Source organism: Stenotrophomonas sp. 1L-E-5-B-C3 (assembly GCF_057292075.1).
The window spans coordinates 1-24,669 of sequence record NZ_JBXAWS010000004.1 but is presented as its reverse complement, the minus strand read 5'-3'; the positions used below and the strand labels follow the sequence as shown (position 1 = coordinate 24,669).

The window sequence follows — 24,669 nt, the reverse complement described above, 5'->3', positions numbered from 1 at the left end:
CACAGATGGCCATGAGCACCACTGTCTACGGTTTGAAGAACTGCGATACCTGCAAGAAGGCGACCAAGTGGCTGGACCGCTTCGGCGTGCCGTACACCTTCGTCGACTACCGCGACAACAAACCCAGCCCGGAAACGCTGCTGGCATGGGCGGCGCAGCTGGGTGGCCTGGCCGCGATGGTCAACAAGTCCTCCACCACCTGGCGGCAGCTGCCGGACAACCGCAAGGCTGCTGATTCCGAGGCCGAATGGAAGCTGCTGCTGCGCGAGTACCCGCAGCTGATCAAGCGTCCGCTGGTGGTCACTGCCGATGGCACGGTCAGCCAGGGGTTCAGTGACAACGGTTTCAAGGCCCGCTTCGGCGTGGGTGACGCATGAGTGCGGTCCTCGACCTGACCTGCGAACTGATCGCACGACCCTCGGTGACGCCGGATGATGCTGGCTGCCAGACACTGCTGGCGGCACGCCTGAAGCAGGCCGGGTTCCAGTGCGATCACCTGCGCCTGGGCGAGGTCGACAACCTGTGGGCGACCCATGGGCAGGGTGCGCCGGTGCTGGTGCTGCTGGGCCACACCGACGTGGTGCCGCCCGGCCCGCGCGAGGCCTGGGCCAGCGATCCGTTCACGCCGCAGATCCGTGAGGGTGTGCTGTACGGCCGTGGCACCGCCGACATGAAGGGCAGCGTGGCGGCGTTCGTGGTGGCCGCCGAGCAGTTCGTGGCCGCGCATCCCGATCATCCCGGCACGCTGGCGGTGCTGCTGACCAGCGACGAGGAGGGCGATGCCATCGATGGCGTGCGCCACGTTGCACGGCTTTTCGCCGAGCGCGGCCAGCGCATCGACTGGTGCATCACCGGCGAGCCGTCGTCGACCGCGACGCTGGGTGACCTGCTGCGCGTGGGTCGTCGCGGCAGCCTGTCGGCCAAGCTGCGCGTGCAGGGCGTGCAGGGTCATGTGGCGTATCCGGAGAAGGCACGTAACCCGATCCACCAGGCGGCGCCGGCCCTGGCCGAGCTGAGTGCGCGGCGCTGGGATGACGGCTACGAGAGTTTCCCGCCGACCAGCCTGCAGATCTCCAACATCCATGCCGGTACCGGTGCCAACAATGTGATTCCCGGCGAGCTGGAGGTGGATTTCAACATCCGCTACAACCCGCACTGGGATGCGCCGAAGCTGGAGGCGGAGATCACTGCACTGTTGGACCAGCATGGCCTGCAGTACACGCTCAAGTGGCATCGCAGCGGTGAGCCGTTCTACACCCCGGAAGGCACGCTGCGTGCGACTGCGCGCGCGGTACTGGCCGAGCACATCGGCCGCGCACCGGAAGAAAGCACCGGCGGAGGCACCTCCGATGCACGCTTCATCGCGCCGCTGGGCGCGCAGTGCATCGAAGTGGGGCCGGTCAACGCCAGCATCCACCAGGTGGACGAGAACGTGCGCGTGGACGAGCTGGAAGCACTGCCGGGGTTGTACCAGCGGCTGGTGGAACGGTTGCTGGTGTGAGCCCCGCAGTGGGGATGCCTCGATCCTGCTGAGGTGGGTGCCGACCGTTGGTCGGCACGCCTCCCGCCGGGGCCGCTTCTCTACTCCGAAAAAATGAAGAACGGCGGCTCGATCGCCTTCTTCCAATAACTTGGCGCGGCCATGTAGAAGTGCTGCGCCTCGGCGCGCGCGAACCAGCGCGCCGCAGCATCGGTGTCCTTCTCCACGCCCGGCGCACTCCGGCCCAGCAGCAGCCCGGCGAAGTACTGGCCGAACACATTGCCCCTCTCACCGGCGCGCTGGTACAGCTGCAGGGCACGGGCAGGATCGCGTGGCAGGCCGACGCCCTTTTCAAGCAGCGCGCCAAGATCGACCTGTGCGTCGGCGTCGCCTGCAGCGGCGCGGCGTTGGATCCTCGCCACCAGCGGATGCACGGTATCGCCTGTGGCCGCTACCGCACCGGGCAGTCCCGACGATGACGACGCATAGCGCTGGTATACCATCGCGCGCAGGTCCCAACGCAGTGCGCGCTGGGCGTCGTCGCGCTCGCGATAGGCCTTGGCCAGGTCGAAGAACGCGTACGGATTGCCGTGATTGGCGGCGGCCAGAGACCAGCGTTCGCCACGTCGCCAGGACGCGCGCAGCACCGGTGCTGGGTTGATGTGTGGACTGTCGGCATACCGCAGCGTGCCGGAGGTCCAGATCCGGCCCAGCGCCTCTTCCGCCTTGGTGTTGTGGAAGCTCCAGGGCGTGACCGCCGCGGCGCGCTCGTAGTAGGTGACGGCGCGCAGATCGTTGAAGCGCTCGAAGGTCCGCGCGGTTTCCCAGGCACCGTCGAAGCTGCCATCGGTTCCGCGTTGCTCCAGTGCCTGCTGCTGGTCCAGCTGCAGTGTGGAGGGTGGGGGCAGGCTCTGGCAGGCGGCCAGGCCTAGGCAGAGCAGGGCGGCCAGCGCCCCGGTGCGTCCATTGCGGTGTTGCATTCCTGTTACACGGTTCAGGGCGGGCCATTATGCGCTTCAGGCGTGGTTGCCGACGCAACTGTTGCACCGCGCCGGAAACCGGGGTAGGGTCGATGCCATGTCAATCCGCTTGGCCACCGCCGTCAATAACAACAACCGCAATAATCTGCGCGCGAATAATCGTGCGCGGCCGATGCGGGACTGCGCCCTGGGTAGATAGACAGCAACACACGCCCGGACACCAGAAAACCCGCATCAGCCGATGCGGGTTTTTTTGTGCCCGGGTGCAGTCCCACCCGGGCCTGGTTGCCGGTCGAACACCTTCCCCGTGAAATCCCCACAACAGGAGCTCTGCCATGTGTTCGATCTTCGGAATCTTCGGCCTGCAGGCCGGTGACGATCTTCCCGCCCTGCGCCGCCATGCGCTGGAACTGTCGCAGCGCCAGCGCCACCGTGGCCCGGACTGGAGCGGCGTGTACCTCGACGAAGGTGCGCTGCTGGTCCATGAGCGGCTGGCCATCGTCGACCCGGCCGGTGGTTCGCAGCCGCTGCTGTCGGCCGATGGCCAGCTGGCGCTGGCGGTGAACGGCGAGATCTACAACCACCAGGCATTGAAGGCGGTGCTGACCACCGCCTACGACTTCCAGACCGGTTCGGACTGTGAAGTGATCAACGCGCTGTACCGTCAGGGCGGTACGCCAGCACAGTGGCTGGAACAGCTCAACGGCATCTTCGCCTTCGCCCTGTGGGATCGCGATGCTGGCCGTGTACTGGTGGCACGCGATCCGGTCGGCGTGGTGCCGCTGTACTGGGGTCACGATGCACAAGGCCGGCTGCGCGTAGCCTCGGAAATGAAGGCACTGGTCGATACCTGTGCCGATGTCGCGCAGTTCCCGCCGGGCCACTATTTCGACAGTGCCAGCGGTGAGCTGGTGCGCTACTACCAGCAGCCGTGGCGGGACTATGGCGACGTGCAGGGCCGCCAGGCCGACCTCGCCGAGCTGCGCCAGGCCTTCGAACATGCGGTGGAACGCCAGCTGATGAGCGACGTGCCGTACGGCGTGCTGCTGTCCGGTGGCCTCGATTCGTCGCTGGTGGCGGCGGTGGCCGCGCGCTATGCGCGCCGCCGCATCGAGGATGGCGGGCAGACCGAAGCCTGGTGGCCGCGCCTGCATTCGTTCGCGATCGGCTTGAAGGGCTCGCCCGATCTGGCGGCCGCGGCGATCGCTGCCGAGGCACTCGGCACCGTGCATCACGGCTTCGAATACACCTTCGAGGAAGGCCTCGATGCGCTGCCGGAAGTGATCCGCCACATCGAAACCTATGACGTCACCACCATCCGTGCCTCCACGCCGATGTTCCTGCTGGCGCGGCGGATCAAGGCGATGGGCGTGAAGATGGTGCTCTCCGGCGAAGGCAGCGATGAGATCTTCGGTGGCTACCTGTACTTCCACAAGGCGCCGGATGCGCGCGAATTCCACGACGAGCTGGTACGCAAGCTCGATGCCCTGCACAACTACGATTGCCTGCGCGCCAACAAGTCGATGATGGCCTGGGGCGTGGAGCCGCGTGTCCCGTTCCTCGACCGCGAGTTTCTCGACGTGGCGATGCGCTTCGATGCCGCGCACAAGATGGTCGGTGCCGGCTTCGGTGGGCGCCGCATCGAGAAGGCGGTGCTGCGCGAAGCATTCGAGGGCTACCTGCCGGACAGCATCCTGTGGCGGCAGAAGGAGCAGTTCAGCGATGGCGTCGGCTACGGCTGGATCGACGGGCTGAAGGCGCATGCCGAAGCGCAGGTGAGCGACCGTGTGTTGGCGGCAGCGGACAAGCGCTTCGCGCACAACCCGCCGCAGACCAAGGAGGCGTACTACTACCGCCACCTGTTCGAGCAGTTCTTCCCGAGTCGTGCTGCGGCGGAGACCGTGCCGGGCGGCAAGTCGATTGCCTGTTCGTCGCCGGCCGCCATTGCCTGGGATGCCAGCTTCGCGGCAGCGGCGGACCCCTCGGGCCGCGCGATTGCCGGCGTGCACGAGCAGGCACTGGCCTAAGTCCCAAAAAGGGGACGGAGGGAATTAAGTCGTTTTTGCCACAAACGACTTAATTCCCTCCGTCCCCTTTTTCGTATCATCGCCCCCTGCACATTGGGGAATGTTCATGGACGTACAGACCGGGGGCCGGGCGCCGCCGATCAAGTGGGGATGGCGCTACCTGGCCTGGGCCGGGGTGCCGTTGCTGGCCGGCGTGCTGCTGGCGCGATATGCCGGGCCGGCGGCGCCTGCGGTGGTTGCCCGTGCCACCGCCGCCGCTGAAGGCGGCTGGGCTCAGCATCTGGAGTCCCCACTGGGCCTGTTCCTGCTGCAGCTGCTGGTGCTGCTGCTGGTGGCCAAGGGCGCGGGCGCGCTGCTCAAGCGCTTTGGACAACCGGCGGTGATCGGCGAGATGGCCGCTGGCCTGATGATGGGGCCGCTGGTGCTCGGCAGCCTGCTGCCGCAGCTGCATGGTGCCTTGTTCCCGGCCATTTCGCTGGGGCCGCTGGGCATGCTCAGCCAGCTGGGCGTGCTGATGTTCCTGCTGGTGGCCGGTGCCGAGCTGGACCTGGCGGCGCTGCGTGGCCGCCGGCGCTTCGCCTTCACGGTCAGCCATGCCGGCATCGCGGTGCCGTTCGTGCTTGGCGTCGCCCTGGCGATCTGGCTGTATCCGCAGCACGGCCCGCAGGGCGTGGGCTTCACTGCCTTCGCGCTTTTCGTTGGTATTTCGATGAGCATCACCGCGTTCCCCGTGTTGCTGCGCATCCTTGCCGATCGTGGGATCACACAGACGCCATTGGGTCAGACCGCGATCGCCTGCGCGGCATTGGGCGATGCCACCGCCTGGTGCCTGCTGGCCTTGATCGTCGCTGCGGCCCAGGCCAGCGGCTGGTTGCCGGCCAGCCTCAACCTGCTGTGCGTGGTCGTGTTCGTGGCGCTGATGCTGGGGCTGGTGAAGCCGTGGTTTGCCCGCCAGCAGATCGCGCCGGGCCGTGAGGGACGTTGGCTGCTGGGCATCCTGCTGCTGTCGCTGGCCAGTGCGCTGGTCACCGAGATGCTGGGCATCCACGCCCTGTTCGGTGCATTCGCTGCGGGCGTCGCGGTATCGTCCAACGCGCAGCTGCGCGACCTGTTGATGGCCCGCGTCGAACCGTTCGCGGTGACCCTGCTGCTGCCGTTGTTCTTCGCCATGACCGGCCTGCGCATGCGCGCCGATGCGCTGCAGGCCAGCGATATCGTGTTGTGCGTGGTGGTGATTGCGGTGGCCACGGCCGGCAAGCTGCTGGGCACCTTCAGTGCCGCACGCAGCGCCGGCATGCCCACACGCGAAGCGTGGCGGCTGGGCGCGTTGATGAACACCCGTGGCCTGATGGAGCTGATCGTGCTCAACCTGGGCTACGAGCTGGGCCTGCTCGGCGACCGCCTGTTCGCGGTGCTGGTGATCATGGCGTTGGTGACCACGGCGATGACCGGGCCGCTGCTGAACCTGATCGAGCGACGCCGGGGCTGAGCGCTGGACGGTAGTGCCGGCCGCTGGCCGGCATCCAGGCTGGTGTGTCCAGCATCATGAGGTTGCCGGCCAGCGGCCGGCACTACCGCGCTGGTACCAGCGTCATCGTGTGCTGCGCTTTGCCGGGCAGGAACGGCGTCGGCCGCCCATGCACCCAGTCTTCGTGGCCGGCGCCCCAGTACGGCGACAGCGGGTGCCCGCTCTGGCCGCCGGGCATGTGCACGATGCCGTCGGCCTCGTGGCCGGGCGAAACCACCATGCGTTCGGAGGCGCCGAAGTTGGGCGTCTGCACGCGCGGCATGTCACGGTCGCCGGGCAGCGGGTCGGCGGGCATGCACAGCCAGCGCTTGGCGACCTCGGGCAACGCCCGTGTGACAGGGTGGCAGAGCGCCGCGGTGTTGCGCTCTCCCCAGGTGCGCTGGGCCAGTGGGCCCTGCTTGGCCAGCTCGCTCTCGGTGCGGCGTGCGGCATCAAGCAGCAGCGCGTCCCAGCTGTCGTAGGCCGGTGGCAACAGGTTGGCGGGGCGTTGCTGCAGCATCGGCCAGGCCACACCTTCAAGTTGTGCCAGGCGTGGGTCCAGATAGTCATCGCCCAGCTGCGCGTTGGCCGGTGCCAGCAGTGCATCGGACAGGGTATCCATCACCTGCGTTCGGAACTCGCGCACCACCCGGTAGCTCACCGAGCTGGCCGAGGCCCGGCCGCCCCATTGGTGGCTGACGGACTTCAACCGCTTCAGCGCAGGATCGTCACTGCGTTCGATGACGTCATGCAGCAACGCCCACCAGCGCTGCAGGAACACAGCGCGATCATCGAGCTGGATCGCCAGCAGGTCGTGTTCGTCGAAGCGGTCCTGGATGGCGAGCAGATCGCGGATCTGCTGCGCACGCGCGCCGAGGTCATAGCCACCGTTGCCGACGGTAGCCAGCGCCTCGCCGTCGAGGACGCGACCGTTGGCGGTCCACAGGCGATGGTTGGGGGGATCGATCAGTGCCGGCGAGGCATCGCTGCGGATCGGCCACGGCGCGCAGTCCTGGTTGCTGGCGGCATTGAAGCCGGCCGGTGCACAGCCGGGGCCGCGGTCAGGACGGGCACCGATCAGCCGCCAGGCAATGCGTCCGCTGCGGTCGCCGACCACCAGGTTCTGGGCGGGAATGCCGGCGTGGTCGGCGAAGTGCAGGGCGCCGTCCAGGTCGCCGGCACGGGCCAGGTCACCGAAGTCCAGGCGCACCGCGCCGGGCAGGTGCGCGACCCAACGGAGCGCATCGCCGCTGCCATCGGCATGGGTGTGCAGGATCGGCCCCCAGGCGGTTTCGCGCACCGGAAACACCACATCGGCCTGGCGGGCCACCGCAATGCGTTCCTCGTGCACGGTGACGGCGGCGTTGGCCGGTTCCGTGCGGTAGTCCGCCGTGTCGATGTAGCTGTTGGTGAAGCCCCAGGCGACGTGGCCGTTGCTGCCGACAATTACCGCCGGCAGGCCAGGCAGCGAGAAGCCGGTGACGTCGACCTGGCCGCCAGCAGCCTGCGGGTCGGGGTAACGCAGGCGCACCCGGAACCACAGGCCAGGCGCGCGCAGGCCCAGGTGCATGTCGTCGGCGACGATCGCGCGGCCGTCGGCAGTGAGTGCGCCGGCCACCGCGAAGTTGTTGCTGCCGATGACGTCCGCCTCCTCCTGCTCGGTGCTCTGCTTTCCCTTCAATGTGCGCAGATCGAGCTGGCTTGCGTCGGGCAGGGCCGCGTTGCCGGTGGCTTCGCCGAACAGCGGTGCATCCCATTCGGTGCCGTCGTGGGCAATCAGCGCGTACAGCGCCGGCGGCACCACCGCGCGGATGCGGCTCAGGGCAAGCTCGGTCTGGTTGTTCGGGTCCTGCAGGTCGGCGTACATGGCCAGGCCGGCCAGCACGCTGTCACTGGCCTGCCACGGCTGTGGCGATTGCCGCAGCAGCAGGTAGGCCCACGGTCGCACGGAGAGATCGGTCAGGCCCTCGTTGACCCCTCCGACGTAGGCGCTCACGGCTTCGATGTTGTCGCCCAGCGCAGCCTGCATGTTCGCCTCGGTGCGCGCGCGCAGCCGGTGCACGCGCATGCGCTTGTCGGCGTCGATGGCCTTCGGCCCGAACAGCGCCGACAGCTCGCCGGCGGCACTGCGGCGCATCAGGTCCATCTCGAAATAGCGCTCCTGTGCGTGCACGTGGCCGAGTGCACGCATCGCGTCGGCCTGACTGCCGGCAGTGATGGTGACCACGCCCAGCGCATCGCGCTCGATGGTGACCGGCCTGGCCAGCCCAGGCAGTGCATGTTCGCCGTCGAGGTCGGCCAGGCTGCCGCGCAGCAGCAGCCACAGGCCCAGTACGGTAACCAGCACGATGGCGATCAGCACGCCCAGCACCCAACGCCATGTACGTCGCATCGCACGTCCTTTCCGAACTCGTGGGCCGATTGTAGCCGCAGGCGCAACTGCGACTGATTCCGATTAGATCACCGTATTTTGAAATGCGGCACCCTATGTCACATCGATTCACAGGAGCCCCCCCATGAAAGGCAACCCGGACGTCATCGCCTGCCTGAAGGAACTGCTGCGCGGCGAACTCGCTGCCCGCGACCAGTACTTCATCCATTCCCGCCGCTACGAGGACCAGGGCCTGTTCGCGCTGTACGAACGCCTGAACCACGAGATGGAAGAGGAAACCCAGCACGCCGACGCGCTGCTGCGCCGGATCCTGTTCCTCGGCGGCGACCCGGACATGCGCCCGCATGCCACCGAGCCGGGCAAGACCGTGGAGGAGATGCTGCAGAAGGATCTCGATACTGAATACGCGGTTCGGAACAATCTCGCCGCCGGCATGAAGCTGTGCGAAGAGAAGGGCGACTACGTGAGCCGCGACATGCTGCTGGCGCAGCTGAAGGACACCGAGGAAGACCACGCCTGGTGGCTGGAACAGCAGCTGGGCCTGATCAAGCGCATCGGCCTGGAGCTGTACCAGCTGAGCAAGATCGACGGCAACGGCGCCCCGGCGCACTGAGCCGGCACCGCTCACTGTAGAGCCGACCGCTGGTCGGCTGCATTTCGCAGAGCAGCCGACCAGCGGTCGGCTCTACCAGAAGAAGCACAGCGTTCTGTCGCCCGCCAGCACCGGAGCATCGCCAGCCAGCTTTCGCCAGCCAGCTGCTCCACCGCCCGCCAGCCGACAACGAAAAAGCCGGGGAATGCCCCGGCTTTTTCGTGTCTGATCTCCGGCAAGGCGTGTCAACCAAGGTTGACACCTACCAGGGACGTTGCCCGGGGTCAGAGCCCGTTCCGACGGAACGGGATCCGACCCCCAGCCCTCATTCCACCGACAGGCCTTCGACCTTCTGCCAGCCACGCGGCAGCAGGTGCCCGCGGGTGGCGCGGGCGCCGAGGTAGGCGTCGAGCTCGTTGAACTTCAGCCCCATCGTGCGCTGCCCGCTGCGTACCTGCAGGGTCTGCCCCGGGCTGATCGCCACGATGGCGACCACGCGTTCGGTGGCGAGCTTGGCCTTGGGGATCTCGATGATCTTGTTGCCCTTGCCCTTGTCCAGTTCTGGCAGGTCGTTGGCGGCGATTGCCAGCAGGTTGCCCGAACTGGTCACCGCCACGATGCGGTCGGTGGCGACGTTGGCCACCACCGACGGGGTCAGCACGGTCGAACCGGCTGACAGGTTCAGCATCGCCTTGCCGGCCTTGTTGCGGCCGATCAGGTTCTCGAAGCGGGTGACGAAGCCGTAGCCGTGGGTGGAGGCCAGCACGAAGCGGGTCTCCGGCTCGGCGCTGGCCAGGGTCACGAAGCTGGTGCCCGCGGCCGGCGAGAAGCGGCCGGTCAGCGGTTCACCGTTACCACGCGCGGAGGGCAGGGTATGCACCGGCGTCGAGTAGGCGCGACCCTCGCTGTCCAGGAACGCGACCTGCTGGGTGCTGCGTGCGCGCACCGCACCCTGCAGCGCGTCGCCATCGCGATAGGACAGCGTCGAGGCATCGATGTCGTGGCCCTTGGCGGCGCGGATCCAGCCCTTTTCGGACATCACCACCGTCATCGGCTCGCTCGGCACCAGCTCGGTCTCGTCGATGGCCTGCGCGGCCTGGCGCTGCACCAGCGGCGAACGGCGTGCGTCGCCGAACTTCTTGGCATCGGCGGTCAGTTCGTCGCGGATCAGCTTCTTCAGCTTGGTCTTGCTGTCGAGGATGCCGAGGATCTTCTCGCGCTCCTTGGCCAGCTCGTCCTGCTCGCCACGGATCTTCATCTCTTCCAGGCGCGCCAGCTGTTTCAGCTTGGTTTCCAGGATGTACTCGGCCTGGTCGTCGGACAGGCCAAAGCGCGCGATCAGCGCCGCCTTCGGTTCGTCCTCGGTCCGGATGATGTGGATCACCTCATCCAGGTTGAGGAACGCGACCAGCAGGCCTTCCAACAGGTGCAGGCGGCGCTCGACCTTCTGCAGGCGGTGCTGCAGGCGGCGGGTGACTGTGTTGCTGCGGAAGGTCAGCCATTCGCTGAGCAGCATCTTCAGGTTCTTCACCTGCGGACGGCCGTCCAGCCCGATCACGTTGAGGTTGACGCGGTAGCTGCGCTCCATGTCCGTGGTCGCGAACAGGTGGCCCATCAGCTGCTCGGCGTCGACGCGGTTGGAACGCGGCACCAGCACCACGCGCACCGGGTTGGCATGGTCAGACTCATCGCGGATATCTTCCAGCCAGGGCAGCTTCTTGGCGCGCATCTGCGCGGCGATCTGCTCGATCACCTTCGACGGCGACACCTGGAACGGTAGCGCGGTGACCACGATGTTGTTGGCTTCCTTGGTGAAGGTCGCACGCGCACGCACGCTGCCGTTGCCGGTCTCGTACATGTTCCGCAGGTCATTGGCCGCAGTGATGATCTCGGCGCTGGAGGGGTAGTCCGGTCCCTGCACGTGCTCGCACAGGTCGCGCACGCTGGCCTCGGGGTTGTCCAGCAGGTGCAGCAGCGCGCTGACGATCTCGTTGAGATTGTGCGGCGGTACGTCGGTGGCCATGCCTACGGCAATGCCGGTGGTGCCGTTCAGCAGCAGGTGCGGCAGCCGCGCCGGCATCCAGGTCGGCTCCTGCAGGGTGCCGTCGAAGTTCGGTGCCCAGTCGGTGGTGCCCTGGCCCAGTTCGCCCAGCAGCACTTCGGCAATCGGGGTCAGCTTGGATTCGGTGTAACGCATCGCCGCGAACGACTTCGGGTCGTCGCTGGAGCCGAAGTTGCCCTGGCCCTCGATCAGCGGGTAGCGGTACGAGAACGGCTGCGCCATCAGCACCAGCGCCTCGTAGCACGCGCTGTCGCCATGCGGGTGGTACTTACCGATGACGTCACCGACGGTGCGCGCGGACTTCTTCGGCTTGGACGCGGCATTCAGGCCCAGCTCGCTCATCGAATAGATGATGCGGCGCTGTACCGGCTTCAGGCCGTCGCCGATGAACGGCAGGGCACGGTCCAGGACCACGTACATCGAGTAGTCGAGGTAGGCGCGTTCGGCGTACTCGCGCAGCGGCAGTTGTTCGAATCCGTGGAACACGGGGCGGGCAAGATCGGTCATGCGGCGTTGTTACCTATTGTCGGGAGGCGGCGACGGCGGTCGCCGCTCGCAATCCTGTGATTATCCGGATGCGGCCGGGGATGCCAAGCCACGCGCAGGGTCCAGCCCGGTTTCCAGGCCATGTCCGGCCCGCGCCAGGTAGCGCCCGGGCGGCAAACCGAAGTGGCGGCGGAACACGGTGACGAAGGCGCTGGCGCTGCTGAAGCCCAGCGCGTGGGCGATATCGGCCACGCTGCGGCCGTCGGTCAGCTGGCGCAGCGCCTCGGACAGGCGGGCCTGCTGCCGCCACTGGGCGAAGCTGAGCGTGGTCTCGTCGCGGAAGTGGCGGGTCAGGCTGCGCGGCGACAGGCCCGCCCAGTGCGCCCATTCGGCCAGGCTGCGCTCGTCGGACGGGTCGGCCAGCAGCTGCGATGCGATCTTCAGCAGGCGCCGGTCGTGCGGCATCGGCAGGTGCATGCGCTGGCGCGGGGCGGTGCGGATTTCGTCCAGCAGCACATCGATGATGTGCTGGCGCTCAGGGGTGGTGGCATAGCCCAGCGGCCATTCGCAGATACGGTCGGCCAGCGCCTGCGCCAGCTTGGACAGGCCCAGCACGCAGGGGTCGGAGGGCAGGGCGGCGCAGGCGGGCGCGGCCAGCGCCATGCCCCAGCCACGCAATGGCCCGTCGAGGGTGACCGTATGCGGCTCCAGCGGCGGCATCCAGCCGGCCGAACCCGGCGCCAGCGACCACGTGCCGTGCGAAGTGCGGGTGGTCAACAGACCGCGCTCGACACAGATCAGCTGTGCGCGCTGGTGGTGATGCCAGTCCACTTCACGGACCAGGCCCTGCGGGCTGTCGAAGCGGAAAGCGACAACCGGAGGGCCGTCATTGCGCTCGAACCAGTCCAGTGCGTCATCACGCAGCAGGCGCTTGGGAGGGGGGATTTCTGCCTTGTTCATCATATCTGCTGGCTGAAATGTGTCATCCATTGGCTGAATTGTACTACCGGGCCAGCTGAGTGGGCCATTAAGGTGAGCGCCTTCACTGATCCAGCCCACTGCTGCAACACAGCATTCGATGCCAGATCGAATATTTCCATTGAGAAATATTTTTTTTGGAAGAGAATGCTCCCCCATGATCTGTCCTGCAACCACTCCCCCCAGCTTCGGCCTGCTGCTGCGCCAGGTGCGCGACGGCCTGGTCCGCCAACTCGACGCCTCCATGGCTGAAGAAGACCTCGGCATCGGCTTCACCCACTACATCGGGTTGAAGGTGCTTTCGAACATGGCGCCGTGCACGGCCAATGAACTGGCCCAGGCCATCGACCAGGTGCCCAGTGCGGTGACCCGTCTGCTGGACAAGCTGGAGGCACTGGGCTGCGTACGCCGCGAGCCGCATGCCCAGGACCGGCGTGCGCTGCAGATCGTGCTGACCGATGAAGGCCGCGCGCTGTGGGCGCGGCTGAAGCTGCGTGGCGACGCGGTGATGGATTACGCCCTGCGTGATCTGTCCGCCGACGAACGCACGCAGTTGCTGTCCCTCCTCACCCGAATCCGCGATTCCCTGACGACCCCATGAACCCGATCCCGCATTCCACTCTCCGCCGGTCCGGGCGCGCGCTGCTGGTATCAGCGCTGGCCCTGGCCTTGGCCGCCTGCGCCAGCAGTCGTGGCCTCAACCCGCAGGGCCATGTGCTCGAAGTGGACAGCCTGCACAGTGAACGCACCCTGGCCGACACCGATCTGAGCGCCACCGGCTTCCCCGCCCAGGACTGGTGGAAAGCGCTGGGCGATCCGCAGCTGGACGCACTGATCAGCGAAGGCCTGGCCGGCCATCCGAGCCTGGATGCCGCCGATGCACGCCTGCGCCAGGCGCAGTCGCAGGTCGGCACCGCGCGTGCCGATCGCCTGCCCAGCCTGTCGGTGTCCGGTGGTTACACCGGTCTGCGCCTGCCCGAGTCGATGGCCGGCAGCGAGATGGGAGGCCATTACGCTGGCAGCAGCCAGGTCGCGTTTGATTTCAGCTATGGCGTGGACCTGTGGGGCGGCAAGCGCGCTGCGTGGGAGGCCGCCGTGGATGGCGCGCATGCCGCCACTGTTGAAGCCCAGGCCGCGCGCCTGAACCTGTCGACCGGCATCGCCCAAGCCTATGCCGACCTGGCCTACGCGTGGCAGCTCAACGACGTGGCCGAGGAAGAGCTGACCCGCTCGCAGAAGTCGCTTCAGCTGACCCGCCAGCGCCGCAGCGCCGGCATCGACAGCGATCTGCAGGTGCGCCAGGCCGAGGCCCGCGTGCCGGCCGCGCAGCAGCAGGTGCTGGCCGCACAGCAGCGCATCGACGCCGCCCGCACCGCGCTGGCCGCCCTGGTCGGCAAGGGCCCGGACCGCGGCCTGTCGATCCAGCGTCCGCAGGCGTTGAATCCGATGGCGCTGCAGCTGCCGGGCGTGCTGCCCAGCGAGCTGCTCGGCCGTCGTCCGGACATCGTTGCCGCGCGCTGGCGCGTGGAAGCGGCCGACAAGCAGATCAAGGTCGCCAGGACCAAGTTCTACCCGAGCTTCAACCTGACCGCACTGGCTGGCGTGGTCGCACCGAACGTGGGCGACCTGCTGAAGAGCAGCTCCACCTTCGCCTATATCGGCCCGGCGCTGAGCCTGCCGATCTTCGAAGGCGGCAAGCTGCGCGCCAACCTGGCCAACACCGATGCGCAGTACGACCTGGCGGTAGCCAACTACAACCAGACCGTGCTGGATGCACTGCGCGACGTCGCTGACCAGGTCAACGCGGTGCGCTCGCTGGCGCAGCAGTCGAACGCGCAACAGCAGGCGGTGGACACCGCGCGTTCCGCCTTCGACCTGGCCCAGCAGCGCTATCGCGCCGGCATCGGCAGCTACCTGGACGTGCTGACCGCGCAATCCACCCTGCTGCAGTCACAGCAGCAGCTGGCCGGCCTGCAGTCGCAGCAGGTGCAGACCTCGGTGCGCCTGAGCAAGGCGCTGGGCGGTGGTTTCCAGCCCAGTGATGCCGACCGCGCCGCGCCGCTTGCTCCCCATTCCGATTCCTCGCATTCCTGAAGATCCCTGCCATGAGCCAGACCCAAGACACTGCGGCCCCGGCCGCCCCCAACCGCCGCGGCAATCTGCTGCGCGGCCTGTTCGTGATCGTCGTGCTGCTGCTTGCCGCACTGGCGCTGTGGTACTTCATGTTCGGCCGTTGGTTCGAAGAAACCGACGACGCCTACGTGCAGGGCAACCAGGTGCAGATCACCCCGCTGGTGGCCGGTACCGTGGTCGCCATCAACGCCGATGACGGCATGCGCGTGGAGCGCGGCCAGCTGCTGGTGCAGCTGGACCCGTCCGACACCGCAGTAGCCCTGCAGCAGGCCGAAGCCAACCTGGCCAAGACCGTGCGCCAGACCCGTGGCCTGTACCGCAGCGTGGAAGGTGCGCAGGCGGACTTGAACGCCCGTCAGGTCACCCTGAAGCGCGTGCGCGACGACTTCGCCCGCCGCAAGGACCTGGCCGCCACCGGCGCCATCTCCAACGAAGAACTGGCCCACGCCCGCGATGAGCTGGCCGCTGCCGAAGCGGCCGTGGCCGGTTCGCGCGAGACAGTCGAGCGCAACCGCGCGCTGGTCGACGACACCGTGATCGCCACCCAGCCGGATGTGCAGGCTGCCGCCGCGCAGCTGCGCCAGGCCTTCCTCAACAACGCCCGCGCCGGCATCGTCGCGCCGGTTACCGGCTACGTGGCCCGTCGTTCGGTGCAGGTCGGCCAGCGCGTGCAGCCCGGCAATGCCCTGATGGCGGTGGTGCCGACCGAGCAGATGTGGGTCGAGGCCAACTTCAAGGAAACCCAGCTGCGCCACATGCGCCTGGGCCAGGAAGTGGAGCTGAAGTCGGACCTGTACGCCGGTGACGTGAAGTACAAGGGCCGCATCGACAGCCTGGGCCTGGGCACCGGCTCGGCGTTCTCGCTGCTGCCGGCACAGAACGCCAGCGGCAACTGGATCAAGATCGTGCAGCGCGTGCCGGTGCGTATCGCCATCGATGCCAAGCAGCTGGCCGAACATCCGCTGCGCATCGGCCTGTCGATGAAGGCTGAAGTGAGCCTGCGCGACCAGAAGGGCGAAGTGCTGCCGAGCACCCCGGCCAAGGGCACGGTGTTCGACACCGACGTGTATGCCAAGCAGCTGCATGATGCCGACGAGGTGATCCACACGATCATCCAGGGCAACCTGCCGCAGCAGGCGAAGGTGGGCTGAGGTCGCCATGTCCGCACAAGCTCCAGCCGCGCCCGGCACCCCGGGCGCACCGGCGGCGCCGGGTGCGACCCCGGGGTTCCTGCCGCCCAGCGTGGCCCTGTGCACCGTCGGCCTGGCGATGGCCTCGTTCATGCAGGTGCTCGACACCACCATCGCCAACGTCTCGCTGCCGACCATCGCCGGTAATCTCGGTGCCAGTTCGCAGCAGGCGACCTGGGTCATCACCTCGTTCGCGGTCAGCACGGCCATCGCGCTGCCGCTGACCGGCTGGCTCAGCCGCCGCTTCGGCGAACGCAAGCTGTTCGTCTGGGCCACGCTGGCGTTCGTCATCACTTCGCTTCTGTGCGGCCTGGCGCAGAGCATGGGCATGCTGGTGCTGTCGCGTGCGCTGCAGGGCTTCGTGGCCGGCCCGATGTACCCGATCACGCAGTCGCTGCTGGTCTCGATCTATCCACGCGAGAAACGCGGACAGGCGCTGGCGCTGCTGGCGATGATCACCGTGGTGGCGCCGATCTGCGGGCCGATCCTCGGTGGTTGGATCACCGACAACTACAGCTGGGAATGGATCTTCCTGATCAACGTGCCGCTGGGCATCTTCGCCGCGCTGGTGGTGGGCAACCAGCTGAAGGGGCGCCCGGAGCACATCGAGAAACCGAAGATGGACTACGTCGGCCTGGTCACCCTGGTGATCGGTGTCGGCGCACTGCAGCTGGTGCTCGACCTGGGCAACGACGAAGACTGGTTCTCGTCGATGAAGATCGTGGTGCTGGCCTGCGTGGCGGTGGTGACGCTGACCGTGTTCCTGATCTGGGAATTGACCGACAAGGATCCGATCGTCGACCTGAAGCTGTTCCGGCACCGCAACTTCCGCGCCGGTACGCTGGCAATGGTGGTGGCCTATGCGGCGTTCTTCAGCGTGGCGTTGCTGATCCCGCAGTGGCTGCAGCGTGACATGGGCTACACCGCGATCTGGGCGGGCCTGGCGACGGCGCCGATCGGCATCCTGCCAGTGATCATGACCCCGTTCGTGGGCAAGTACGCCTCGCGCTTCGACATGCGCATGCTGGCAACCATCGCCTTCGTGTTCCTGTCGATGACCAGCTTCCTGCGCTCCGGCTTCAACCTGCAGGTGGACTTCCAGCACGTGGCCGGCGTGCAGCTGATCATGGGCATCGGCGTGGCCTTGTTCTTCATGCCGGTGCTGCAGATTCTGCTGTCGGACCTGGATGGCCGCGAGATCGCGGCGGGCTCCGGCCTGGCCACGTTCCTGCGTACGCTGGGCGGCAGCTTCGCGGCATCGTTGACGACGTGGCTGTGGGCGCGCCGTACCCAGGTGCATCATGCGGACCTGACCGAGCATATTTCGGTCTACCAGCCGGGCATGCAGGACCAGGTAGCGGCGATGGGGCAGGGCGACCTGCAGCATGGCGCAGCGGTACTGAACAACATGATCAACCACCAGGCTTCGCAGATGGGCTTCAACGACATCTTCTTCCTGCTGGGCTGGATCTTCCTGGCGATCATCACCTTCCTGTGGCTGGCCAAGCCGCCGTTCGGTGCCGGTGCCGGTGCAGCCTCTGCGGGCGGCGGGCACTGATCGATCATTGTTGATGAAAGACAAAACCCCGCCGGAAGGCGGGGTTCTTGTTTGCGTGTTGCTGTCAACGCCAGGTCATGTCTGTCAGGTGGCGTACCGAAGGACATCCAGGCCACGCGCATTGGTGCGAGTCTAGCGTGTGCGATATACGCGCTTGAAAACCACGCGATCGCGGAACAGCTGGGCCAGCGCCCACATTCCTGCCACAAGCACGACGCCGTCGCTGACCCAGCCGGCAGTGGCCTGCAGGTGGCTGCCGACGAATGCGCCGCAGACAAGGGCGGCAACAGAAACAACCGCGTACGCTTCCCTGGAAGCGCCATAGTGGACTTCGGCCTGGCATCCCACGCAGACGCTTACGCCGTGGTTGGAGGCAGTGTGGCAGTGGGGGCAGATGATGCTGCGCTGCATGGAGCGTCCTTTATTGGGGAAAGGCGCGCAGGGGCAGGGCATGGTGGGGTAGCTGCACCCGGCACCCGAGAATCTGCCTGCCGGAGGCGAGGAATCGCGAGTGGATTCCGTCCAGGAGAAGTACGAATTCGAACCAAACGTGGAATGAATCCCGAAAAGGTTGTCGTTCAGGGCGTGATAGCGACGCGCCGGTGGGAGCTCGCACGAGCAGATGGCTGCCAGGGAGGTGCCGGATACGACACGCTGAGCGGCAATCGCAATGCATCGCGCATCCCAAACCGCAGGCATGAAAAAACCCGCTTGCGCGGGTTTGATCATTTGCTGAGTCATGGTGCCCAGGAGAGGACTCGAACCTCCACGAAGTTGCCCCCGCTAGCACCTGAAGCTAGTGCGTCTACCAATTCCGCCACCTGGGCGACTCAGGAGAAGAATTTTGCGGCATGGCAGCGAATGTGTCAACACTGTTTCACACTTTTTTTTCTGCTTCGACGCCGAGGTGCAGCAGCAGGCTGCGCATCGGTGGTGACAGCGCTTTCCAGTGTGCGAAACAGGCGCACAGGCGACGCTGTGCCCACGCATCGGCAAGCGGCACCGCAACGGTATGCGTACTGCGCCGATGCTGGCGGGCAATGGAGCGCGGCACGATACCGACGCCGATGCCATGGCCGATCATGATGCACACGCCTTCGAAGGTTTTCATGCGGATGCGGACGTCGAGACGGCGCCCGATGTCGTGCGCCTGGTCCTCGATGTAGGTCTGCAGTGCGTTGCCATCGGCCAGGGCGACGAAGGTCTCGCCGGCCACGTCCGCAAACGCCAGCGCGCGCTGCGGGGCGAAGCGGTGATCAGCGGGCAGCATCATCACCAGCGGATCTTCGGCAACCACGTGCTGCTGCAGCCCGTCAGCGTCGACCGCGTCGCTGATGATGCCGGCCTCGGCCTGGCCGGCACTGATCGCGCGTACAACCTCAGGGCTGGTGCGTTCCAGCAGTTCTACATGCAGTCGCGGCCGTTCGGCCAGCCAGGGGGCCAGCCGCGACGGCAGGTAGTTGGTCAGTGCGGCGGTATTGGCGTACAGGTGCAGGGTGCCGCGCGCGCCGTGGGCGAACGCCTGCATTTCGCCGCGCAGCTGCGCCTGCTGCTGCACGATCAAGCGTGCATGGTGGGCGAGAGCGGCGCCGGCTTCGGTGAGGCTGACGCCGCGCGGATGGCGGTTCAGCAGTACGGTGCCGGCATCGGCTTCGATCGTGCGCAGGCGTTCGCTTGCTGAAGCCAGTGCCAGGTTTGCCTGCGCTGCACCGGCCGTGATGCTGCCCGCCTCGGCAATCGCCAGGAACAGGCGCAGGTCGGCAATGTCCATCCGCATGGGTTGTCCTCCTCGTGACACCAGAGCCTTCGGTTCAGCCGAAGGCAGGGCCGGGAAGACCGCATTGTGCGCCGATGGCCCGCCCGATCCAATGACGGCATGAACGAAACGACGTACTTCTATTCCCTGCTGGTGGCGGTGTTCGTGCTGGCCGGTGTGGTCAAGGGCGTGACCGGCATGGGCCTGCCTACGGTGGCGATGGGCCTGCTGGGCGGCGCGCTGTCACCGGTGGCGGCGGCATCGATGCTGTTCATCCCGACCTTCGTCACCAATGCGTGGCAGTTGTTGTCCGGCCCCTCACTGGGCCACATCATGCGGCGCCTGTGGCCGATGATGCTGGCGGTGGTGGTGGTGACGCTGGGTTCGGCCGCGTTGCTGGTACGGGTGGATCGCACCTGGTCGCGCATGGCCTTGGGAATGGCGCTGGTGATCTATGCCGCGTACGCGCTGTTTGCACCGGTGTTCCGGGTGCCAGAACGGCGCGAGCGCTGGCTGGGGCCGCTGGTGGGTGCACTGTCCGGCATGGTGACTGGTGCGACCGGCGTGTTCGTGATGCCGGCGGTGCCGTACCTGCAATCGCTGGGGCTGCAGCGCGAAGAGCTGGTGCAGGCGCTCGGGCTGGCGTTCACCGTATCGACGATTTCACTGACGACGGGTCTGGTGCTGCATGGCGCGTTCGGTATCCAGCAACTGGGCCTGAGCGCATTGGCGGTGGTGCCGGCACTGCTGGGCATGTGGCTGGGGCAGGTGATCCGGCAGCGGATCAGCGCACGCGTGTTCCGTGCGTGTTTCCTCGGGTTCCTGCTGCTGCTCGGGCTGGAGCTGGTGCTGCGGCCGTTGTTCTGAAGGAGGTCGCGGTCGACTCTACAGAGTCCCGAATCACAGGCAAGAAAAAACCCGCTTGCGCGGGTTGTTTTCTTTCTCGACATGGTGCCCAGAAGAGGACTCGAACCTCCACGAAGTTGCCCCCGCTAGCACCTGAAGCTAGTGCGTCTACCAATTCCGCCATCTGGGCGTCGAGGAGGAGAATTATGGGGTGTTGTTACGGGGGTGTCAACACTTCTGGATGAATCCCGCGATGGATTCTGGCGATGGGGTCAGAGCCCTTTCTTCGCAGGAAGGGATCCGACCCCAGTGCCCAGCCCGTTGCCGGATCTCAGGCAAAAAAAATCCCCGCCGAAGCGAGGAGTTTTTTCGTTGGTGCCCAGGAGAGGACTCGAACCTCCACGGTTTTACCCGCTAGTACCTGAAACTAGTGCGTCTACCAATTCCGCCACCTGGGCGTTCCAGAGGCGCAATTGTGAAGATGAATTGGCAGGCTGTCAACGACTTCCCTGAATCTTTTCACGCAGATTCTTCAAAAGGCACGCTGACCCGTTCTGCACGCCATCAACGGCTACCATGTAGGGCGATGACTACCAAAAAACCAAGCAAGGGCGGGACCACGTCCCGCAGCCAGGCCCCTAAGAAGGGCGCCAAGGCGGGCGCAGCCCGCACCACCAAGCCGGGCAAGCCGCTGCCGGGCTGGCTCCCGGAATTGGCCGACGGTGGCGCTCCGCCACGTGGCCGCAGGATCCGCGGCGCTGATGCCCCGGGCCCGGCCCCGGGCCGCAAGCTGCCGCCGACAGGCAAAGTGATCGACGATCCCTATGCCGCCCGCGAAGCAGAGAAATACGAACAGCCCATCGCCAGTCGCGAAGCCATCCTGGCCCTGCTCGAGCGTTGCGAAGGACCGCAGACTGCCGAGGAGCTGGGTGCACGCCTGGGCCTGGGCGCGCCTGACCGTGCCGAGGCGCTGTCGCGCCGGCTCGGCGCCATGGTCCGTGACGGCCAGTTGGTGCAGAACCGCCGCGGCGGCTTCGCGCCGATCCAGACCCTCAACCTGGTCACGGGTGTGGTGATCGCCAACCCGGAAGGGTTCGGCTTCCTGCGCCCGGTCGAGGGCGGCGACGACCTGTTCCTGCCGCCGTATGAAATGCGCAAGGTGATGCACGGCGACAAGGTGCTCGCCCGCGTCACTGGCATCGACCACCGTGGCCGTCGCGAGGGCAGCATCGCCCGCGTGCTGGAACGTGGCATGACCCGCCTGATCGGTCGCTTCAGCATCGAGATGGGCATCAATTACGTGGTGCCCGATGACAAGCGCATCCAGCGCAACGTGCAGGTACCGCCGGACCAGACCGGTGGTGCGCGCGACGGCCAGCTGGTGGTCTGCGAACTGACCCAGGCGCCGGACAGCCGGCGCCCGCCGATCGGTCGCATCATCGCGGTGCTCGGCGACAAGCTGACCGCCTCGCTGGTGGTGGAGACCGCCATCCACGGCCATGAACTGCCGTTCGAGTTCCCGCAGGACGTGTTGGACGAAGCCGCGTCGGTGCCGCTGGTGGTCGAGCCGGCGATGATCGGCGACCGCGTCGACCTGCGCAGCACGCCGCTGGTCACCATTGATGGCGAGGACGCCAAGGATTTCGACGACGCGGTGTACTGCGAGCCGAACGCCGATGGTTTCCGCTTGGTGGTGGCCATTGCCGATGTCTCCAACTACGTGCGTCCCGGCACGCCGCTGGACGAGGAGGCACAGAAGCGTGCGACCTCGGTGTACTTCCCGGGCTTCGTGGTGCCGATGCTGCCGGAGACCCTGTCCAACGGTATCTGCTCGCTGATGCCGAAGGTCGACCGCATGTGCTTCGTCTGTGACATGCAGATCGATCGCGATGGCGTGGTCTCCCACTCGCGCTTCTACGAAGCGGTGATGAATTCGCACGCTCGCCTGACCTACACCCAGGTCTGGCAGGCGGTGGGCGAGGACGATGCTGGCGCCAAGGCGTTCATCGGCGACCTGCTGCCGCAGGTGCAGCGCCTGCACCAGCTGTACAAGGTGCTGGCCAAGGCGCGCGCCAAGCGTGGCGCCATCGAGTTCGAGAGCAGCGAAGTACGCTTCGTTCTGGACAACCGTGGCGAAGTGACCCAGGCCGGGATGCTGGTGCGCAACGACGCACACAAGCTGATCGAGGAATGCATGATCGCGGCCAACGTGGAGGCAGCAAAGTACCTGCTGTCGCGCCATGTGCCGGCCCCGTACCGTGTGCATGAGAAGCCGCCGGAGACCAAGTACGCCGACCTGCTGGAGTTCCTGAAGGAATTCAAGCTGAGCCTGCCGCCGTGGTCGAAGGTGCGCCCGGGTGATTACACCAAGCTGCTGAAGAAGATCCGCGACCGCCCCGATGCAACGCTGCTGGAGTCTGTACTGCTGCGCAGCCAGAGCCTGGCCGTGTACAGCCCGGACAACAATGGTCATTTCGGCTTGGCACTGGAGGCGTACGCGCACTTCACCTCGCCGATCCGTCGCTATCCCGACCTGCTGGTGCATCGCGCGATCAAGCACGCGTTGTCCGGCAAGCCGCTGGACAAGTTCACCTACAACGCGCGCGAGATGGCGGCGTTGGCGCTGCAGTGTTCCGAGCGCGAGCGCCGTGCCGACGAGGCCGAACGCGAAGTCGACGAGCGCTACCGCGCGGCGTGGATGGAAAAGCACGTGGGTGGCCAGTTCGATGGCGTGATCAGCGGCGTGACCAGCTTCGGTCTGTTCGTTGAGCTGGCCGATTCGAAGGTGCAGGGCCTGGTGCACGTGACCCAGCTTCCGCAGGACTATTACAAGTTCGATGCGACCCGCAAGACGCTGACCGGTGAACGCCGTGGCAGCAGCTACCGGTTGGGTGACCAGGTACGCATCCTGGTGCTGAAGGCCAGCATGGAAGAACGCAAGATCGACTTCCGACTGGTCGAGCACAAGGGCGAGGAAGAAGGTGACGGCCTGCCGCCGCTGCCCGAGCGCGGTACGCCGGCCAAGCGCACCAAGAAGAAGTATTGAAAGGTGTGCCGACCAACGGTCGGCACCTACCTCACCCGGTAGGTATCCACCTCACCCGGTAGGTGCCAACCGTTGGTTGGCACGACGTTTCGGAGGAACGCACCATGCAGGGCCAACCCGAATACAGCGGAGGCTGCCAGTGTGGCGCGATCCGCTTCCAGGCGCGCGGTGAACTGACCGACAGTTCGATCTGCCATTGCCGGATGTGCCAGAAGGCGTTTGGTGCCTACTACGCGCCGCTGGTCTCGGTGCGCGGCGTGCAGTTCAGCTGGACCCGCGGGCAGCCGCGCTATTTCCAGTCGTCCAACGTGGTGCGGCGTGGTTTCTGCGCCGACTGCGGTACCCCGTTGACCTATGAAGCCCCTGATGGCGTGGCCGTGGCCGCTGGTGCCTTTGACCAACCCGAACGCCTGCCGCCGACGATCCAGTACGGGGTGGAGCGCAAGCTGGGGTTCGTCGACAGCCTGTCTGGCCTGCCGGCGCGGCGCACCGAGGAGGACATCGCGGCGCTGGAGTTCCTGGCCACGATCGTGTCCCACCAGCACCCCGACCACGACACCCCGCACTGGCCGCCACGCAGCCGCTCCTCCGAAGGCTGAGCGGCGGGTAGCGCCGGGCCGTGCCCGGCGAGCAAAGGCGTGCGGACCAACGGTCCGCACCGACCCGGACCAACGGTCTGCACCCACCGGGTAGCGCCGGGCCATGCCCGGCGAGCGCGCAGCGCGGTCCGCGCCGATGCTCTACCATAGCCACCCCCTATCCGGTTTGGCCCCCGCATGAGCAAGAACAGCCAGTGGATCGTCGGCGTCAACGCCGTCGCCTCCTCCATCGAGAACGACGCCGAGAACGTCCGCGAAGTGCTGGTCGAGGCCGGTGCGAAGAACCCGCGCCTGACCGAGATCGAGGAAAACGCCCGCCGCAAGGGCATTGACGTGCGCAAGGTCAACAGCCAGGCGCTGGACGGCGTGGGCGGTTCAGTACGCCACCAGGGCGTGGCCGCACGCTATGCCGCGGCCCGGACCTACAGCGAGAACGAGCTGGAAGGCCTGGTCACGGCCGCCGAAGGCAAGGCCCTGCTGCTGGTGCTGGACGAGGTGCAGGACCCGCACAATCTCGGCGCCTGCCTGCGTTCGGCTGCCGCTGCCGGTGCCACCGCGGTGATCATTCCCAAGGACAAGTCGGCCTCGGTGAATGCCACCGTGCGCAAGACCTCGGCCGGTGCCGCCGATCTGATCCCGGTGGTGGCGGTGACCAACCTGTCGCGCTGCCTGAAGGACCTGCAGAAGCAGGGCGTGTGGATCTACGGCCTGGCCGGTGAAGCCACCGCCTCGCTGTACCAGCTGGACCTGAAGGGCAATATCGCCCTGGTGCTGGGCGGCGAAGCCGACGGCCTGCGCCGCCTGACCCGCGAGAACTGCGATGGCCTGGTCAAGATCCCGATGCCGGGCGAGATCGAGAGCCTGAACGTCTCCGTAGCCGCCGGCGTCAGCCTGTTCGAGGCCGTGCGCCAGCGCGGTTGATCGGCTTTCCGGTAGCGGGGGGGAAGAGAAAAAGGAGTGGGTGGGGCAGAGGCAAAAAAAGAAAAAAACAGAGAAAAAAACAAAGAAAGAGAAGGGGGGGAGTTGCCAAAAAAAAA

At 66.6% G+C, this 24,669-nt stretch carries 19 protein-coding genes and 3 tRNA genes; 13 read left to right on the top strand and 9 right to left on the bottom strand.

The window, feature by feature from the left end:
* Positions 1-5 precede the first annotated feature (5 nt).
* Together AC0Z6F_RS06595 and dapE are read left to right on the top strand one after the other, a co-directional pair.
* Positions 6-377, top strand: coding sequence for an arsenate reductase (locus AC0Z6F_RS06595; protein WP_012510522.1), 372 nt, complete (start codon positions 6-8; stop codon positions 375-377).
* The gene (dapE, locus tag AC0Z6F_RS06590; protein WP_004151090.1) at positions 374-1,501 is read left to right on the top strand and encodes a succinyl-diaminopimelate desuccinylase; all 1,128 of its coding nucleotides are present in this window, start codon (positions 374-376) and stop codon (positions 1,499-1,501) included. Before AC0Z6F_RS06595 ends, dapE begins: the two co-directional genes overlap by 4 nt.
* A gap of 80 nt (positions 1,502-1,581) precedes the next feature.
* Here the strand turns inward: dapE and AC0Z6F_RS06585 are convergent, their stop codons facing one another.
* A complete protein-coding gene (locus tag AC0Z6F_RS06585; RefSeq protein WP_004151093.1) occupies positions 1,582-2,460 on the bottom strand; it encodes a tetratricopeptide repeat protein in 879 nt (292 codons plus the stop codon).
* A gap of 335 nt (positions 2,461-2,795) precedes the next feature.
* Between AC0Z6F_RS06585 and asnB the strand changes: the two genes are divergently transcribed.
* Together asnB and AC0Z6F_RS06575 are read left to right on the top strand one after the other, a co-directional pair.
* On the top strand, positions 2,796-4,487 hold the full coding sequence (gene asnB / locus AC0Z6F_RS06580; RefSeq protein WP_004151104.1) for an asparagine synthase B: 1,692 nt from the start codon (positions 2,796-2,798) through the stop codon (positions 4,485-4,487).
* Positions 4,488-4,587: 100 nt separating this feature from the next.
* Positions 4,588-5,976: a cation:proton antiporter domain-containing protein gene (locus tag AC0Z6F_RS06575; protein ID WP_485616821.1), complete on the top strand. Its 1,389-nt coding sequence runs from the start codon at positions 4,588-4,590 to the stop codon at positions 5,974-5,976.
* 82 nt (positions 5,977-6,058) lie between these two features.
* On the opposite strand, the gene AC0Z6F_RS06570 is transcribed toward AC0Z6F_RS06575, so the two are convergent.
* Positions 6,059-8,386: a penicillin acylase family protein gene (locus AC0Z6F_RS06570; RefSeq protein ID WP_485616820.1), complete on the bottom strand. Its 2,328-nt coding sequence runs from the start codon at positions 8,384-8,386 to the stop codon at positions 6,059-6,061.
* A 124-nt stretch (positions 8,387-8,510) separates the two neighbouring features.
* On the opposite strand from AC0Z6F_RS06570, the gene bfr reads away from it, so the two are divergent.
* Positions 8,511-8,999 carry a bacterioferritin gene (bfr, locus tag AC0Z6F_RS06565; protein ID WP_004151115.1) on the top strand — a complete coding sequence of 163 codons (489 nt, stop codon included), beginning with the start codon at positions 8,511-8,513 and terminating at the stop codon, positions 8,997-8,999.
* Positions 9,000-9,303: 304 nt separating this feature from the next.
* On the opposite strand, the gene parC is transcribed toward bfr, so the two are convergent.
* The gene (gene parC / locus AC0Z6F_RS06560; protein ID WP_004151158.1) at positions 9,304-11,547 is read right to left on the bottom strand and encodes a DNA topoisomerase IV subunit A; all 2,244 of its coding nucleotides are present in this window, start codon (positions 11,545-11,547) and stop codon (positions 9,304-9,306) included.
* Between the two features lie 60 nt (positions 11,548-11,607).
* Positions 11,608-12,489: a helix-turn-helix domain-containing protein gene (locus tag AC0Z6F_RS06555; RefSeq protein ID WP_012510528.1), complete on the bottom strand. Its 882-nt coding sequence runs from the start codon at positions 12,487-12,489 to the stop codon at positions 11,608-11,610.
* A gap of 172 nt (positions 12,490-12,661) precedes the next feature.
* On the opposite strand from AC0Z6F_RS06555, the gene emrR reads away from it, so the two are divergent.
* Genes emrR through emrB form a run of 4 tightly spaced genes read left to right on the top strand, consistent with a single transcriptional unit; the run spans position 12,662 to position 17,385 of the window.
* Positions 12,662-13,105, top strand: a complete 444-nt coding sequence (emrR, locus tag AC0Z6F_RS06550; protein WP_025877626.1) for a multidrug efflux system transcriptional regulator EmrR — start codon at positions 12,662-12,664, stop codon at positions 13,103-13,105.
* Positions 13,102-14,598, top strand: a complete 1,497-nt coding sequence (gene emrC, locus AC0Z6F_RS06545; RefSeq protein ID WP_485616819.1) for a multidrug efflux transporter outer membrane subunit EmrC — start codon at positions 13,102-13,104, stop codon at positions 14,596-14,598. Before emrR ends, emrC begins: the two co-directional genes overlap by 4 nt.
* An 11-nt stretch (positions 14,599-14,609) precedes the next feature.
* Entirely contained in the window at positions 14,610-15,788 is a 1,179-nt protein-coding gene (emrA, locus tag AC0Z6F_RS06540) for a multidrug efflux MFS transporter periplasmic adaptor subunit EmrA (RefSeq protein ID WP_153675187.1), read from the top strand.
* 7 nt (positions 15,789-15,795) lie between these two features.
* Positions 15,796-17,385, top strand: a complete 1,590-nt coding sequence (gene emrB / locus AC0Z6F_RS06535; protein ID WP_485616818.1) for a multidrug efflux MFS transporter permease subunit EmrB — start codon at positions 15,796-15,798, stop codon at positions 17,383-17,385.
* A gap of 132 nt (positions 17,386-17,517) precedes the next feature.
* Here the strand turns inward: emrB and AC0Z6F_RS06530 are convergent, their stop codons facing one another.
* The 3 genes from AC0Z6F_RS06530 to AC0Z6F_RS06520 form a co-directional block, all read right to left on the bottom strand.
* A complete protein-coding gene (locus tag AC0Z6F_RS06530) occupies positions 17,518-17,796 on the bottom strand; it encodes a hypothetical protein (RefSeq protein ID WP_485616817.1) in 279 nt (92 codons plus the stop codon).
* Positions 17,797-18,125: 329 nt separating this feature from the next.
* Positions 18,126-18,212, bottom strand: a tRNA-Leu gene (locus tag AC0Z6F_RS06525).
* 50 nt (positions 18,213-18,262) lie between these two features.
* The gene (locus AC0Z6F_RS06520; protein WP_485616816.1) at positions 18,263-19,162 is read right to left on the bottom strand and encodes a LysR family transcriptional regulator; all 900 of its coding nucleotides are present in this window, start codon (positions 19,160-19,162) and stop codon (positions 18,263-18,265) included.
* Positions 19,163-19,261: 99 nt separating this feature from the next.
* Here AC0Z6F_RS06520 and AC0Z6F_RS06515 point away from each other — a divergent pair, with 99 nt between their 5' ends.
* The gene (locus AC0Z6F_RS06515) at positions 19,262-20,008 is read left to right on the top strand and encodes a sulfite exporter TauE/SafE family protein (RefSeq protein ID WP_012510535.1); all 747 of its coding nucleotides are present in this window, start codon (positions 19,262-19,264) and stop codon (positions 20,006-20,008) included.
* An 82-nt stretch (positions 20,009-20,090) separates the two neighbouring features.
* Here the strand turns inward: AC0Z6F_RS06515 and AC0Z6F_RS06510 are convergent.
* Both AC0Z6F_RS06510 and AC0Z6F_RS06505 read right to left on the bottom strand, forming a co-directional pair.
* Positions 20,091-20,177 (bottom strand) — tRNA-Leu (locus tag AC0Z6F_RS06510).
* 183 nt (positions 20,178-20,360) lie between these two features.
* Positions 20,361-20,445, bottom strand: a tRNA-Leu gene (locus tag AC0Z6F_RS06505).
* A gap of 128 nt (positions 20,446-20,573) precedes the next feature.
* Between AC0Z6F_RS06505 and rnr the strand changes: the two genes are divergently transcribed.
* The 3 genes from rnr (at position 20,574) to rlmB (ending at position 24,553) form a co-directional block, all read left to right on the top strand.
* Complete coding sequence (gene rnr / locus AC0Z6F_RS06500; protein ID WP_065722394.1) at positions 20,574-23,033, top strand: ribonuclease R; 2,460 nt, start codon at positions 20,574-20,576, stop codon at positions 23,031-23,033.
* A gap of 104 nt (positions 23,034-23,137) precedes the next feature.
* The gene (locus AC0Z6F_RS06495; RefSeq protein ID WP_485616815.1) at positions 23,138-23,632 is read left to right on the top strand and encodes a GFA family protein; all 495 of its coding nucleotides are present in this window, start codon (positions 23,138-23,140) and stop codon (positions 23,630-23,632) included.
* A 177-nt stretch (positions 23,633-23,809) separates the two neighbouring features.
* Positions 23,810-24,553, top strand: a complete 744-nt coding sequence (gene rlmB, locus AC0Z6F_RS06490; protein ID WP_012510538.1) for a 23S rRNA (guanosine(2251)-2'-O)-methyltransferase RlmB — start codon at positions 23,810-23,812, stop codon at positions 24,551-24,553.
* Positions 24,554-24,669 lie beyond the last annotated feature (116 nt).